We start from the raw sequence: 14,353 nt of genomic DNA, 5'->3' as shown, positions 1-14,353 counted from the left end.
CGCGCTCATGACGAAAGCCACGCGATTCAAGCGTTACGCCATCGCCCTGTCCGTTACCCTGCTGCTGGCTGCCTGTTCGCAGTCGCAGGTGGAAAACAGCGCAGATTCCGCCGCCGACCCGGGCCACGCCAGTGGTGAGCACGGGTCAGGTTCTTCTGCCGGCCTGCCGGCGGGCCGCATCGGCCACGGTGAGGGGCTTGCCCAGCGCCGCAGCAAGGCGACCAACCAGAGCTGCATCGACTGCCACGGCGCCGACGGCAACAACCCGATCGACCCGACCTACCCGAAGCTGGGGGGACAGTACGGCGATTACCTCGCCCATGCGTTGCAGGCCTACCGTGCCGGCGACCGCCAGCATGCGCTGATGACGCCGCAGGCAGCGGAGCTGACCGATCAGGATATTGCCGACCTGGCGGCGTTCTTCGGCTCGCGGCCGAGCCAGTTGCGGGATCTGCACGGGTTGAAGTGACCGGTGCGGGCGATGCGTGATTACACGCATCGCTGCCGGGCAGAGCTAGGCACTACGGCGTAGAGCCGGGCTCTGCCCGGCTGTTCCTCAATTGTCGAGCTCTTCCCAACGCTTGTAGGCGGCGTCCAGCTCCGCCTGCACCTTGCCCAGCTGCTGGGTGTGCGCGGCCATGTCCGGTGCGCTGCGCTGGTAGAACGCCGGATCGTTCATCGCGGCGGTCAGGCCTTCGACGTCCTTTTCCAGGGTCTCGATCTTCTGCGGCAGCTGTTCCAGCTCGCGCTGGTCCTTGAAGCTGAGCTTGCGCCTGGCCGTCGGCGCCGGTGCGGCAGCCGCCGCGACCGGGGCCGCAGCCGGCTTCGCCGCTGCAACCGGCGCGGCCGCGGCTTCGACGCGCGCCGCATGGCGCTGCCAGTCGCTGTAGCCACCCACGTACTCGCCGACCACGCCGTTGCCTTCCATCACCATGGTGGAGGTCACCACGTTGTCGAGGAAGTCACGGTCGTGGCTGACCAGCAGCAGCGTGCCGGTGTAATCGCCGAGCAGCTCTTCGAGCAGTTCCAGCGTTTCCACGTCGAGGTCGTTGGTCGGTTCGTCCATCACCAGCAGGTTGGACGGCTGCGCGAACAGCTTGGCCAGCAGCAGGCGGTTGCGCTCGCCACCGGACAGGCGAGTGATCGGCGCGCGCGCACGCTCGGGGGTGAACAGGAAGTCCTGCAGGTAGGCATGCACGTGCTTGCGCTTGCCGTTGACCTCGAGGAAATCGCGGCCTTCGGCCACGTTCTCGATCGCGGTCCAGTCTTCGCGCAGCACCGAACGGTACTGGTCGAAATACGCGATCTGCAGGTTGGTGCCGGCGCGCACTTCGCCGCTGTCCGGTGCGAGGTCGCCCAGCAGCAGCTTGAGCAGGGTGGTCTTGCCGCTGCCGTTGGGGCCGATCAGGCCGATCCGGTCGCCGCGCAGGATGGTGGTGCTGAAGTCCTTGACCATCACCCGGTCGCCGAACGCGAAGGAGATGTCCTTGACGTCGATCACCTTCTTGCCGGAGTTCTCCGCCTGGGAGGCCTCCATGCGCACGTTGCCACCGAGCTCGCGACGCTGCGACCGTTCGGTGCGCATGGCCTTGAGGCGGCGCACGCGGCCCTCGTCACGGGTGCGGCGGGCCTTGATGCCCTGCCGGATCCAGACTTCTTCCTGGGCCAGCAGTTTGTCGAAGCGCGCGTTTTCCTGCGCCTGCGCGTTCAGTCGCTCTTCGCGGCGACGCTCGTAGTTGGCCCAGTCGCCCGGCCAGCTGGTGACCTGGCCGCGGTCGATCTCGACGATGCGGGTGGCCAGCGCGCGCAGGAAGCGGCGGTCATGGGTGACGAACACCACGCTGCCGTTCCAGTTCTTCAGGAACATTTCCAGCCAGTCGATGGCTTCGATGTCTAGGTGGTTGGTCGGTTCGTCCAGCAGCAGCAGGTCCGGTGCCGAGACCAGCGCGCGGCCGAGCAGCACGCGGCGCTTCATGCCGCCGGACAGGCGTGCGAACTCGGCATCGCCGTCGAGGTCGAGCTTGGTCAGGGTTTCGCTGACGCGCTGGTCCAGGCCCCAGCCGTTTGCGGCGTCGATCCTGGCCTGCACGGCCGCCAGGGCATCGCCGTCAAACTCCTCGGCCACGCTCAGATGATGGAACTCGGCCAGCCACTGGCCCAGCTCGCCGAGGCCGTCGGCGACCACGTCGAACACGCTGCCGGCCGCGCCGTGCGGCACTTCCTGCTCGAGCCGGGTGATGCGAACCCCCTGCTGCACGCGCACTTCTCCGTCGTCGGGCTTGTGGTCGCCGGACAGCAGCTTGAGCAGGGTGGACTTGCCGGCGCCGTTGCGGCCGATCAGGGCGATGCGTTCGCCCGGTTCGATCGACAGTTCGGCTTTTTCCAGCAGCAGCGGGCCGCCGACGCTGAAGTCGACGTTTTGCAGAGTAATCAGAGGCATCCCGCCATTGTACGGGCTGGCGGGGCGCGCCGTCGCTCGCGGCAGCCCGAACGGGTAGAATGTGGCATGAACGAATTCTCCGAACTGCCCCTGTCGGCCTCGCTGGCGGCGGGCATCGACGCGCTGGGCTATACCCAGATGACTCCCGTGCAGGCGCAGGCGCTGCCGGCGATCCTGGCGCGCCGCGACCTGATCGCACAGGCCCCCACCGGCAGCGGCAAGACCGCGGCGTTCGGGCTGGGCCTGCTGCAGGCGCTGGACCCGGCGGTGATCCGCGCGCAGGCGCTGGTGCTGTGCCCCACCCGCGAACTGGCCGACCAGGTCGGCAAGCAGATCCGCAAGCTGGCCACCGGCATCCCCAACCTGAAGCTGGTGGTGCTCACCGGCGGCATGCCACTGGGCCCGCAGCTGGCCTCGCTGGAAGCGCATGACCCGCACGTGGTGGTCGGCACCCCGGGCCGGATCCAGGAACTGGGCCGCAAGCGCGCCCTGAAACTGGGCGGGGTGACCACGCTGGTGCTGGACGAAGCCGACCGCATGCTCGACATGGGCTTTGAAGAGCCGATCCGCGAGATTGCCGGGCGCACCAGCAAGGATCGGCAGACGCTGCTGTTCTCGGCGACCTATCCCGACGAGATCCGGGAGATCGCGCGGGTGCTGCTGCGCGACCCGGTCGAAGTGACCGTGGAAGGCGCCGACCACGCCCCGGCGATCCGCCACCTGTTCTGCGAGGTCGACCTGGCCAGCAAGCAGAAGGCGCTGGCCGGCCTGCTGCTGAAGTACACCCCGGAATCGACCGTGGTGTTCTGCAACACCCGCCGCGATGTGGACGACGTGGCGGTGTCGCTGCAGGAGTTCGGTTTCTCGGCGCTGCCGCTGCACGGTGAAATGGAACAGCGCGACCGCGACGAAGTGCTGGTGCGCTTCGCAAACCGCAGCTGCAACGTGCTCGTCGCCAGCGACGTGGCCGCGCGCGGGCTGGACGTGCAGGACCTGGCGGCGGTGATCAATTACGAGCTGCCCACCGACATCGAAACCTACGAACACCGCGTTGGCCGGACCGGCCGCGCCGGTGCCACCGGGCTGGCGATCAGCCTGGTGACCGGGCGCGAGCGCAACCGCGCCGAGGCGCTGGAAGCCGCCCAGGGCAAGCCGCTGGACTGGCAGAAGACGCCACTGGCGACCGCGCGCCCGTCGGTGCTGCCGCAGGCCGCCATGGCCACCCTGCGCATCGACGGCGGCAAGACCGACAAGCTGCGCCCGGGCGACATCCTCGGCGCGCTGACCGGCGAGGCCGGATTGTCGGCCAAGGTGATCGGCAAGATCGACATCTACGCCACGCGTTCGTACGTGGCGATCGCGCGCGAGCATGTGGGCAAGGCGATCGCGCGGCTGGAAGCCGGCAAGATCAAGGGCAGGCGTTTCCGCGTGCGCAAGATGTAATCGGATCCGGTACGGTGCAGCCACGCAGGGCGTGGCTCTACCGTCGAGGGGTGAGGTAGAGCCACGCCCTGCGTGGCTGCACCACCTCAATACACCAGATTGGCCACCAGCGGCACGTCGCTGTTCCAGCGCTCGCGCCCACCCAGCCCGGCCAGTTCAACCAGCACCGCCGCGCCCACCACCTCGACCTGCAGCTGCCGCGCCAGCGAGAGCGCCGCCAGCAGCGTACCGCCGGTGGCCAGAACGTCGTCCACCACCAGCACGCGCGCACCCGGCGGCAACGCGTCGGCATGCACTTCGATGCTGTCGGTGCGGTATTCCAGGGTGTAATCCTGCTTCAACGTGCGCCCCGGCAGCTTGCCCGGCTTGCGCACCGGCACGAAACCCACGCCGAGCACCTGCGCCATCGCCGCGCCCAGGATGAACCCGCGCGATTCGATGCCCATCACCGCATCCAGGGACGCATCGCGCCACGGCGCGACCATCGCGTCCACCGCGGCCGCGAAATCCGGGCCGTTGGCCAGCAGCGGCATGATGTCCTTGAACAGGATGCCCGGCTTGGGGAAATCGGCGACGTCGCGCAGGCGGCCGGCCCAGGCCGGAACAGGGGCGGAAGAATCGGTCATGGTCACGCAACCACAGAGGGTGGCATAGGGTAACCCCTCAGGAACTGCAGGACAGCATCGAGCAGCCGGCCTTGTTCCGGGCCCATTCCGGACGCTTGCCGGCGTAATGCGCGCGGCCCGGCTGTTCGTCATAGGGATGCCGCAGCACCTCCTGCAGGGCATGCACGCCACCCAAGTCGCCCTGCTCCGCCCGTTCGATCGCCTCCTGCGCCAGCCAGTTGCGCAGCACGTACAGCGGATTGGCCGCGCGCATGCGCTGCTGCCGCTGCGCGGGATCCAGCCCATCGGCCTGCAGCCGCAGCGCGTACGCCTGCAGCCACGCCTGCAGCGCCGGCAGCACGGCGGCGCGCCGGTCCGGGCTGTAGAACGCGTCGTCCAGCACGGCCATGTCCGGCGCCAGCGGATCGAACGCGATCAGGCCGCGGAACGCCAGGGTCATGTCCATCTCGCCCTCGTGCAGCAGCTGCAGCCAGTCGGCCATCAAGCCGAGGTCGGCATCGCCGCAGGCCGCCAGGCCGAGCTTGGCCGCAGTGTCGTCGCGCTCGCACTGCGCGTGCACGGCCTGGAACCGGGCCAGGCCGGCGTGCAGCGGCGCCACGTCCTCGAACAGCGGCGCCAGCGCCTGTGCGAGCCGGGTCAGGTTCCAGTACGCCACCTGCGGCTGGGTGCCGAAGCGATAACGACGGCCCTGCGCGTCGGTCGTGTTCGGGGTCCAGTCCGGGTCGTAGTCGTCCACCCAGCCGTACGGGCCATAGTCGATGGTCAGGCCGAGGATGGACAGGTTGTCGGTGTTCATCACGCCATGCACGAAGCCGACCCGCATCCAGTGCGCGACCAGCACGGCGGTGCGCTCGGAGACCTGCGCAAACCACGCGCCGTAACGGTCCGCGCCGGCCTCGGCCAGTTCGGGGAAATCGCGCGCGATGCAGGCATCGGCCAGGTGCCGCAGTAGGGCCACGTCGCCGCGCGAGGCCGGCAGCTCGAAACTGCCGAAGCGCAGGAATGAGGGGGCCACCCGGCACACCACCGCGCCGGGTTCCGCCTCGGGGTGACCGTCATAGAACATGTCGCGCACTACCGGGTCGCCGGTCTCCACCAGGCTGAGCGCGCGGGTGGTGGGCACGCCCAGGTGATGCATGGCTTCGCTGCACAGGAATTCGCGGATCGACGAGCGCAGCACCGCACGGCCGTCGGCGCCGCGCGAGTACGGAGTTCGCCCTGCCCCTTTCAGCTGCAGCTCCCAGTAGCGTCCGTCCGGCGCCACCAGTTGCCCCAGCGAGATCGCGCGGCCGTCGCCGAGCTGGCCGGCCCAGTGCCCGAACTGGTGCCCACCGTAGTTGGCGGCCCACGGCTGCATGCCTTCGTACAGCGCATTGCCGCCGAACACGCGGGGGAAATCGGGACTGTCCAGCAGGTCCTGGCCCAAACCCAGCTGGGTGGCCAGCTCGGGGGAGTAGGCCAGCAACCGCGGCGCCGCCACCGGCGTCGGCATCACCGACGACCACAGCGCGCCGCGCACCTCGCGCACGCGCGGGCCGGTTTCGTCGTCGCCGGGCAGGTCGCGGAGGAAACGGTTGTCGAAGCGCAGCGATTCAGTGCTCATCACGACAAGGTGGGGGCGTCAGGATGCCCCCACAAGCTCAGGCCGCGCCGGCACCCAGGTTCAACGGGCCGCCCCGCTCCACCGCCCGCTGATACGCCGGCCGCTGTTCGATACGCTGCAGGAAGCCCTTCAGCTTCGGGTACGCCTCCATGCTGCCCGCGCGCGACGCCGCGGCCTGGATCGGGAAGCTCATCTGGATGTCGGCGGCGGTGAAGCGCTCGCCGGCGAACCAGGGTGCGGCGGTCAGTTCGCGCTCCATCCAGTCCAGATGGAGCTTCAGCTGCGGGCCCACGAAAGTCTTCATCACCTTGTCGGCAATGCCACGGGCAATCGGCCTGGCGAAGAACGGCATCGGCGCCTTGCGCACCCGCGCGAACACCAGGCTCATCAACAGCGGCGGCATCGCCGAGCCTTCGGCGTAATGCATCCAGTAGCGGTAGCGCATGCGCTCGGGCGCCTGCGCGGGCAGGAGTTCCGGCGACAGCTGGCGGCCGCTGTCATAGCGGTCGGCCAGGTACTCCAGGATCGCACCGGATTCGGCCAGCACCAGCGCGTCGTCCTGCAGTACCGGCGATTTGCCGAGCGGGTGGATGTCGCGCAGGGACTGCGGGGCCAGCCAGGTCTTCGCATCGCGCTGGTAGTTGACCAGCTGGTACGGCAGGTTCAGTTCTTCAAGCATCCACAGCACGCGCTGCGAGCGCGAGTGGTCCAGATGGTGCACCTTGATCATCGGCAGGTCCGCGAAGGCAAATCGACATGCTACCCGTCGGCGCGTCTGCACCGCGCAATAAAAAACGCCGGAAGCTTTCGCTTCCGGCGTTCCTGGCAACCTTACGGTTGCAGGGGCAATTAAGCCGCCTGCACCTGGTCAGCCTGCATGCCCTTCTGGCCCTGCACGGCGACGAAGGTGACCTTCTGGCCTTCCTGCAGCGACTTGAAGCCGGTGCCCTGGATGGCGCGGAAGTGGACGAAGAGGTCCGGGCCGCTTTCCGGGGTGATGAAGCCGAAGCCCTTGGCATCGTTGAACCACTTGACGGTGCCGCTCTGACGATCAGACATGTTACTAACTCCTGAAACATAAGTTGAAATAATCGCGGCCGCCGGATTTCCGGAGCCGAGACTGAGTTGCAGGCGTTGGTAAAGCGGATCGATGAGCGGATCGTGAGATCAACTGCACCAGGCCACGATTCACGGTGACCCTAGCAAACACAGTGTGGGGGACGATACGCGCCTTTTACCGAAAAAGCGATAGCTGGGTGATTCAGCCATCTCCCCCCGTCCCGCCTGACAGGACAAGGGGTAGGCGCATCCTACACGAATTGGACTGCCCTATTCATGTATTTCCAGGCTTAATTTGAGCCAAACGCGAGGCCTCTGATGCCTACGGATGGGTAGACGAGAAGCCGATAGGAGGGGTAGAGCCGCGCCTCTAGACCGGCGGGCGCCGTTCTGACGAACGCGTCGCCACGCGCCATTCACCCACCGCATCACCTCGGGACATCGCCAAGCGTCAGGCCGCTGGTAAACCGCCTCCGCTCCCCGGTCAGCGGGTCCTCGAACGCCAGCTCCCTCGCCAGCAGCTGCAGAGGCGCGGCGGTTGGCGCCCCGTCCAGCTCCGGATACAGGTCGTCGCCGAAGATCGGCGCGCCCAGCGCTGCCATGTGTACCCGCAGCTGGTGCTTGCGGCCGGTTTCCGGGTGGAGCCGATAGCGCCAGACCGGGCTATCCGCGTCAATTACGTCGATCCGGGTGCGCGCATTGGGCTCGCCTGCCGCCTCCGCCATCCGGAAGAACGGGTCGCCCGGCACCAGCCGGCTGTGGCGCTCCAGTGGGAACGCCACCCCGGGCAGGGCCGGCGCCAAGGCCTCATAGGTCTTTTCGATGCGCCGCTCACGAAACAGCCGCTGATAGGCGTCGCGCGTCCCCACGTGGGTGGAGAACAGCACCAGCCCGGCGGTCAGCCGGTCGAGCCGGTGCAGCGGCACCAGCGCCGGGTTGCCGGTGCGTGCCACCAGCCGCGCCAGCAGGGTCTGCCGGACGTAGCCACCGGCCGGCGTGACCGGCAGGAAATGCGGCTTGTCGGCGACCAGCAGGTGCGCGTCGACGTGCAGGATCGCTTCCTGGGCCGGGATCACCGGTTCGTCGGCGACCTCGCGGAAATACTGGATCTCCAGCCCGACCTGCCAGGGCTGGTCGGGCGACAGCGCCCTGCCCTGCGCGTCGCGGACCCGGCCCCGCGCGAAACGGTCCTGCCACTGGGCGCGGTCGATGCGCGGGAAGCGCTCGCACAGTCCGTCCAGCAGGCAGCGCCAGGCGCCGGGCGGCAGCTGCAGGCGGCTCGGCCGTTCGGTCGTATGAAGGGAATCGGGCGCAGTCATGGCCCACCCATTATCATGGCGCTCTTTGTTCACGGTACCCCCATGGCCCTCACCGCCACCATCCGCAAGGCCGAACTGCAGATCAGCGACATGGATCGCGGCTACTACGCCAGCCATAACCTGACCCTGGCCCAGCACCCTTCCGAGACCGATGACCGGTTGATGGTGCGCCTGCTGGCGTTCGCGCTGAACGCCGAGGACCGGCTGGAGTTCGGCCGCGGGCTGAGCGTGGACGACGAACCGGACCTGTGGAAGCAGGACTACACCGGCGCCATCGAGCGCTGGATCGACCTCGGCCAGCCGGACGAGTCGCGCCTGCGCAAAGCGGCGGGCCGTGCCGGCGCGGTGCAGCTGATCACCTACGGCGGCCGCGCGGCCGACATCTGGTGGGAGCGCAATGCCTCGGCGCTGAACAAGCTCAAGACCCTGGAAGTGCTGGACCTGCCCGGCGAGTTCGTCGAGCAGTGGGGCGCGCAGATCGAGCGCAGCATGCGCTGGACGGTGATCATCCAGGACGGCGAGGTGCAGCTGATGTCCGACAAGGCCGAGCTGAGCGTCATTCCCACCTGGCGCAAGCCCGCTCCGCAGGCATGAGCAAGGCGGTATGAGCACCATCCGCTGCGATGTCCTGGTGATCGGCGCCGGCGCTGCCGGCCTGATGTGCGCGCTCACCGCCGGCCGGCGCGGGCGCATGGTGCAGGTGATCGACCATGCCAACAAGGTCGGCAAGAAGATCCTGATGTCCGGCGGCGGCCGCTGCAATTTCACCAACACCGGCACCACCCCGGCCAACTTCCTGTCGGCCAACCCGCATTTCTGCAAGTCGGCCCTGGCCCGCTATACGCCGTGGAACTTCATCGAGATGGTGGAGCGGCACGGCATCGCCTACCACGAGAAGGAACTGGGCCAGCTGTTCTGCGACATTTCGTCCAAGCAGATCGTGCGCATGTTGATGGACGAGTGCACGGCGGCCGGCGCGCAGGTCCGCACCGACTGCACGGTGGAGAAGGTCGAGCGCGGCAGCGACGGCTTCCATGTGCAGACCACGCAGGGGCGTTTCCATGCCGCCTCGCTGGTGGTCGCCACCGGCGGGCTGTCCATTCCCAGCCTGGGCGCGACCGGGTTCGGTTATGAGCTGGCCCGCCAGTTCGGCCACGAGGTGCTGCCGACCCGGGCCGGGCTGGTCCCGCTGACCCTGAGCGGCAAGCACCAGGAACGCTTCCACGACCTCAGCGGGGTGGCGCTGCCGGTGGCGGCGCGCTGCAACGACCTCGAGTTCCGCAATTCGCTGCTGATCACCCATCGCGGCATCAGCGGGCCGGCGATCCTGCAGATCTCCTCGTTCTGGCAGCCCGGCGACGACCTGCGCCTGGACCTGCTGCCCGGCCAGGACGCCGAGGACTGGCTGCGCACGATGAAGCGCGAGCGCGGCGCGGCCGAGCTGCGCACGGTGCTGTCGGAGGTGCTGCCGCGCCGGCTGGCGCTGCGCCTGTGCGAACACTGGCTGCCGGACCGGCCGGTGCGCCAGATCGATGAGCGCGAGCTGCGCCAGGCGGCAACCCTGCTGCAGGACTTCCCGCTGGTCGCCAGTGGGACCGAGGGCTACCGTACCGCGGAGGTCACGCTGGGGGGCGTGGACACGCGCAGGGTGTCGTCCAGCACGTTCGAGTCGCAGCTGGTTCCGGGCCTGCATTTCGTGGGTGAGGTGCTGGACGTGACCGGCTGGCTGGGCGGCTACAACTTCCAGTGGGCCTGGGCCAGCGGCCATGCCGCCGGCCAGGTCGTGTAAGCGCGCGCGCATTCCGTGACCGGCGCCCGCCGCCGGCATGGACGAAGCGGCACGCATCGTGTATCAAGTTTGCAGTCTGGGGAGTAGTGAATGCAGAACGCGAATGACATCACCGTCCGCCTGCTGATCGTGGATGACAGCGGGGAGAACGCCGAAACCATCGTCAGCCTGCTGCGCAACAGCGGCATCGCGGTGCGCCCGGCGCGCCCGCAGAACGCCGAGGAGCTGGCGCAGATCATCGGCAGCCAGCCGATCGACCTTGTCCTGGCGGCGCCGGCGCAGAGCATTCCGCTGCTGCAGGTGACCCAGCAGATCGCGGCCAGCGGCAAGGACATTCCGATGATCCTGCTGGCCGAGAGCATCAACGAGTCGGAATGGGTGGAAGCCAGTGCCAACGGCATCCGCGCGGTCGCCCTGCGCAACCGCCCGGAACACCTGCTGGCGGTGGTGCGCAATGAGTGGACCGACCTGCACGCGCGCCGCGGGCTGCGCCGGATCGAGGCGCAGATGCGCGAGACGGAGCGCCGCTGCGATGCGCTGATCGCGTCTTCGCGCGACCCCATCGCCTACGTCCACGAGGGCATGCACATCCGCGCCAACGAGGCCTACCTGGAGATGTTCGGGTACGAGGCGTTCGACGACGTGGAAGGCATTTCGCTGCTGGACATGGTTGCGCCGCAGCACGTGGAAGGCTTCAAGCAGCTGTTGAAGTCGCTCAGCAAGGGCGAGCCGCCGCCGCCGCAGTACCAGGTGGATGCGCGCAACCAGGACGGCGCGGTGTTCGCCGCGACCATGGAATTCACGCCGGCGACCTATGAGGGCGAGAGCTGCCTGCAGGTGGTGTTCCGCCGCCGGATGGAGTTCGACCCGGAACTGGCCCGCGAGGTGGAGGACCTGCGCCAGCGCGACCAGGTGACGGGGCTGCTCAACCGGCAGACCTTCATGCTGCACGTGGAAAACGCGGTGGCGCAGGCGGGCCGCAGCGAGGGCCGGTTCGGGCTGCTGCTGGTGGAGCCGGATCATTACGCGCGGCTGTTGCCGGACATCGGGCTGGATTCGGCCGATGCGCTGATCGCGGCGCTGGCGAAGGTGCTGGCGGATACGGTGGGCGACAGTGCGCAGCTGGCGCGCTACGGCGAGCACAGCCTGGCGGTGCTGACCGAGGGTGCGTTCGCGGACACCGAGGCGCTGGCGGACCGGATCCGGGAGGCCTTCGCGGCGCAGGTGTTCAGCATCGGCGAGCGTTCGGCGACGGTGACGGTGAGCATTGGCGGCGTGCAGGTGGGCGAGAAGATCGCGAGCGTCGGGCAGGTGCTGGCGCGTGCGACGGAATGCCAGCAGGCGGCGTCGGAACTGGGCAACACGAGCCGGATCTTCGATCCGGCGGCGGTGGACCGGGTGGAGGAAGAGCGCATCCAGCGCTGGGTGGCGCGGATCAACGAGGCTTTGGCCGGCGACGGTTTCCAGCTGCACTACCAGCCGGTGCTGAACCTGGGTGGCGAGCCGCTGGAGCTGTACGAGGCGTACCTGCGCCTGGACAACAACGGGGAGCTGGTGAGCCCGGCGGCCTTCCTGGGCATTGCCGAGGAGCACGGGCTGCTGGCGGACATCAACCGCTGGGTGGTGGGGCATGCGATCAGCGTGCTGGGGCAGCGCGCACGCGCGGGCCATGCGACGCACATGATGGTGAAAATCACGCCGGAATCGTTCAACGACCCGCAGATGGTGGCGACGATCCGTCGGGAGCTGGAGGCACACGGGGTGCCGGGCGAGCGTCTGTGGCTGCACGCGCCGGAAGCGAAGGTGTTCACGCACCTGCGCAACGCGCAGCAGTTCCTGGCGGACGTGGCGCCGCTGGGCTGCCGGATCGGGTTGGAGCAGTTCGGTTCGGGGCTGGATTCGTTCCAGCTGCTGGCGCACTTCCAGCCGCAGTTCCTGAAGCTGGACCGCGACTTCACCAGCGATTTCGCGCGGACCCGCGAAAACGCAGACAAGATCAGCGAAATCACCACGCGCGCGCAGGAAGCGAACATCCGCACGATCGCGGAGTTCATCGCGGACGCGAACTCGATGAGCATGCTGTTCAGTGCCGGCGTCGATTACGTGCAGGGCGAGTTCGTCGGCCCGGCCGGCCCGGTGATGAACTTCGATTTCGGGTGATGCGATCGGTGGTTGGAAGGCATCGGTAGAGCCGGGCTCTGCCCGGCTGCTGTTGGATTCGTGCGAACAGCCGCCGCCTGCGCGGTTTCCCTGGTCAGGGCCGTCGGGTGCGGGTTTGTGGGGGACGCCGTAAATACATCCATGTAGGCTCATCGCCGCATCCATGCGGCTCGTGCCCCCTCAAACCCACCCCCGCCGACCCTCCGACAGTGGCAGGTGAGTCACCGAAAAGCGGTAGAGCCGGGCCTTGCCCGGCTGCTCTTCCTCACCGCACACGACCCTGTATGGGGGCGGCCGCCGGGTAGCCCCCGGAGGGACGCTAGAAAACATGGATGTTTTCTAGCAGCCCCCATGGATGGGTTCACGGCGTGTCCCGGAGCGGGGCTGCCCGGCGGCCGCCCCTGCACGTAGTAGGGAGACGCTGCTCTTCGCCGTAGAACCGAAAATGCCGCCACAAGGGCGGCATCTCGTTTTCGAACTCAGGTTCGAATCAGGTCAGGTCCACCAGATCCGGAATCGCCACATCCGTCGCCACATCCGCTTCGTAATCCACGCCTTCGACGCCGAACCCGAACAGCTTCAGAAAGTCGGCCTTGTAGCCGGCCAGGTCGCTGATCTCGTAGAGGTTCTCGTTGGTCACCTGCGGCCACAGCGCGACGACTTCGGCCTGCACGTCCGGCGCCATTTCCTTGTAGTCCGCACGCAGGCGGCCCGCTTCGTCGACCAGCTCCACCGTGCGGCCGTCGGCCAGCAGCTGGTGGCGCAGGCGCTCCACGGCAGGGCCGCTGTCCCTGCCGCCGTAGACGATGTCGTACAGCGTATCCAGCTGCTCGATGCAGCCCTCGTGCGTACCGCGCTCCTTCATCACCTTGAACAGCAGCGACAGGTACAGCGGCATGGTCGGAATCGCCGAGCTGGCCTGCGTGACCACCGCCTTCAGCACCGACACGCGCGCGTCGCCGCCCAGCGGGGCCAGCTTGGCGCGGATGCCCTGCACCTTCTGGTCCAGGTCCTTCTTCGCCGCACCGATCGAACCGTTCCAGTAGATCGCCTGGGTGATTTCCTCGCCCACGTAGGTGAAGGCCGTGGTGGTCGCACCCTCGGCCAGCACACCGGCCTCCAGCAGCGCGTCGATCCACATCTGCCAGTCTTCGCCGCCCATCACCGCCACCGTGCCCGCGACCTCTTCCGGGGTGGCCGGCTCGATCGTGGTTTCGGTGATCACTTCCTTGTCGGTGTCCAGGCCGCGCAGGGTGATCGGCGCGCCGATCGGCTTCAGCGTCGAGCTGATCACCTCACCGGTCTTCGGGTGCTTGCGGCGCGGCGCGGCCAGGCTGTACACCACCTGGTCGACCTGGCCCAGGTCCTGCCGGATCAGCTCGATGACCTTGGCCTTCACCTCGTCCGAGAACGCATCGCCGTTCACGCTGCGGGCGTACAGGCCGGCCTCCGTAGCGTACTTCTGGAACGCCGCCGAGTTGTACCAGCCCGCCGTGCCCGGCTTGGTTTCGGTACCCGGACGCTCGAAGAACACGCCCAGCGTCGCCGCGCCGCTGCCGAACGCGGCGGTGATCCGCGCAGCCAGGCCATAACCGGTGGACGCACCCAGCACCAGCACGCGCTTGGGACCGTTCTGGATCTTCGGCTGCGCCTTGATGTAATCGATCTGCTGCTTGACGGCTGCGTCGCAGCCGACCGGATGGGTGGTGACGCAGATGAAGCCGCGCACACGCGGTTTGATGACCATGGAAACCTCGGTAGAAACGGTGCGACCACGGGAACGGCCGCACGCAACCCCGAAATCGTAGTGCGCACGGGCAGACAGCACAACCGACGCCCCGGTACGGTGGCAACGAAAAAGCCGCGCAGTGCGCGGCTTTTTCGTTTTACCGGTGTCCGGCCAGCGGCCGGACC

At 68.1% G+C, this 14,353-nt stretch carries 12 protein-coding genes; 5 read left to right on the top strand and 7 right to left on the bottom strand.

Annotated features, from left to right (window positions below):
* The first annotated feature begins 7 nt into the window (after positions 1-7).
* Positions 8-469: a c-type cytochrome gene (locus tag PDM28_RS07945; protein WP_102945626.1), complete on the top strand. Its 462-nt coding sequence runs from the start codon at positions 8-10 to the stop codon at positions 467-469.
* 87 nt (positions 470-556) lie between these two features.
* Here the strand turns inward: PDM28_RS07945 and PDM28_RS07940 are convergent, their stop codons facing one another.
* Positions 557-2,440 (bottom strand): ATP-binding cassette domain-containing protein, encoded by a 1,884-nt coding sequence (locus tag PDM28_RS07940; RefSeq protein ID WP_102945627.1) that lies wholly within the window; start codon positions 2,438-2,440, stop codon positions 557-559.
* A 66-nt stretch (positions 2,441-2,506) separates the two neighbouring features.
* On the opposite strand from PDM28_RS07940, the gene dbpA reads away from it, so the two are divergent.
* Positions 2,507-3,883, top strand: a complete 1,377-nt coding sequence (gene dbpA / locus PDM28_RS07935; protein ID WP_102945628.1) for an ATP-dependent RNA helicase DbpA — start codon at positions 2,507-2,509, stop codon at positions 3,881-3,883.
* An 86-nt stretch (positions 3,884-3,969) separates the two neighbouring features.
* On the opposite strand, the gene PDM28_RS07930 is transcribed toward dbpA, so the two are convergent.
* The 5 genes from PDM28_RS07930 to PDM28_RS07910 form a co-directional block, all read right to left on the bottom strand.
* Positions 3,970-4,509: an adenine phosphoribosyltransferase gene (locus PDM28_RS07930; RefSeq protein WP_102945629.1), complete on the bottom strand. Its 540-nt coding sequence runs from the start codon at positions 4,507-4,509 to the stop codon at positions 3,970-3,972.
* A gap of 37 nt (positions 4,510-4,546) precedes the next feature.
* Positions 4,547-6,112 carry a protein adenylyltransferase SelO gene (locus PDM28_RS07925; RefSeq protein WP_311184386.1) on the bottom strand — a complete coding sequence of 522 codons (1,566 nt, stop codon included), beginning with the start codon at positions 6,110-6,112 and terminating at the stop codon, positions 4,547-4,549.
* Between the two features lie 37 nt (positions 6,113-6,149).
* Positions 6,150-6,842 (bottom strand): glutathione S-transferase family protein, encoded by a 693-nt coding sequence (locus PDM28_RS07920; protein ID WP_311184385.1) that lies wholly within the window; start codon positions 6,840-6,842, stop codon positions 6,150-6,152.
* Between the two features lie 119 nt (positions 6,843-6,961).
* Entirely contained in the window at positions 6,962-7,171 is a 210-nt protein-coding gene (locus PDM28_RS07915) for a cold-shock protein (protein ID WP_068851222.1), read from the bottom strand.
* 428 nt (positions 7,172-7,599) lie between these two features.
* Positions 7,600-8,490, bottom strand: a complete 891-nt coding sequence (locus PDM28_RS07910) for a pseudouridine synthase (protein WP_311184384.1) — start codon at positions 8,488-8,490, stop codon at positions 7,600-7,602.
* A gap of 42 nt (positions 8,491-8,532) precedes the next feature.
* Between PDM28_RS07910 and PDM28_RS07905 the strand changes: the two genes are divergently transcribed.
* The 3 genes from PDM28_RS07905 (at position 8,533) to PDM28_RS07895 (ending at position 12,439) form a co-directional block, all read left to right on the top strand.
* A complete protein-coding gene (locus tag PDM28_RS07905; RefSeq protein ID WP_070209579.1) occupies positions 8,533-9,084 on the top strand; it encodes a YaeQ family protein in 552 nt (183 codons plus the stop codon).
* A 10-nt stretch (positions 9,085-9,094) separates the two neighbouring features.
* Positions 9,095-10,279, top strand: a complete 1,185-nt coding sequence (locus tag PDM28_RS07900; RefSeq protein WP_311184383.1) for a BaiN/RdsA family NAD(P)/FAD-dependent oxidoreductase — start codon at positions 9,095-9,097, stop codon at positions 10,277-10,279.
* Between the two features lie 90 nt (positions 10,280-10,369).
* Entirely contained in the window at positions 10,370-12,439 is a 2,070-nt protein-coding gene (locus tag PDM28_RS07895) for a GGDEF/EAL domain-containing response regulator (protein ID WP_070209581.1), read from the top strand.
* Between the two features lie 490 nt (positions 12,440-12,929).
* Here PDM28_RS07895 and fabV read toward each other — a convergent pair whose 3' ends face one another.
* Positions 12,930-14,186: an enoyl-ACP reductase FabV gene (fabV, locus tag PDM28_RS07890; RefSeq protein ID WP_311184382.1), complete on the bottom strand. Its 1,257-nt coding sequence runs from the start codon at positions 14,184-14,186 to the stop codon at positions 12,930-12,932.
* Between the last annotated feature and the right edge of the window lie 167 nt (positions 14,187-14,353).

Source organism: Stenotrophomonas aracearum (assembly GCF_031834615.1).
GTDB classification, from domain to species: Bacteria; Pseudomonadota; Gammaproteobacteria; order Xanthomonadales; family Xanthomonadaceae; genus Stenotrophomonas; species Stenotrophomonas aracearum.
Note: the sequence above shows the minus strand (reverse complement) of the source record. Positions and strands in the feature narration are given on the sequence as shown.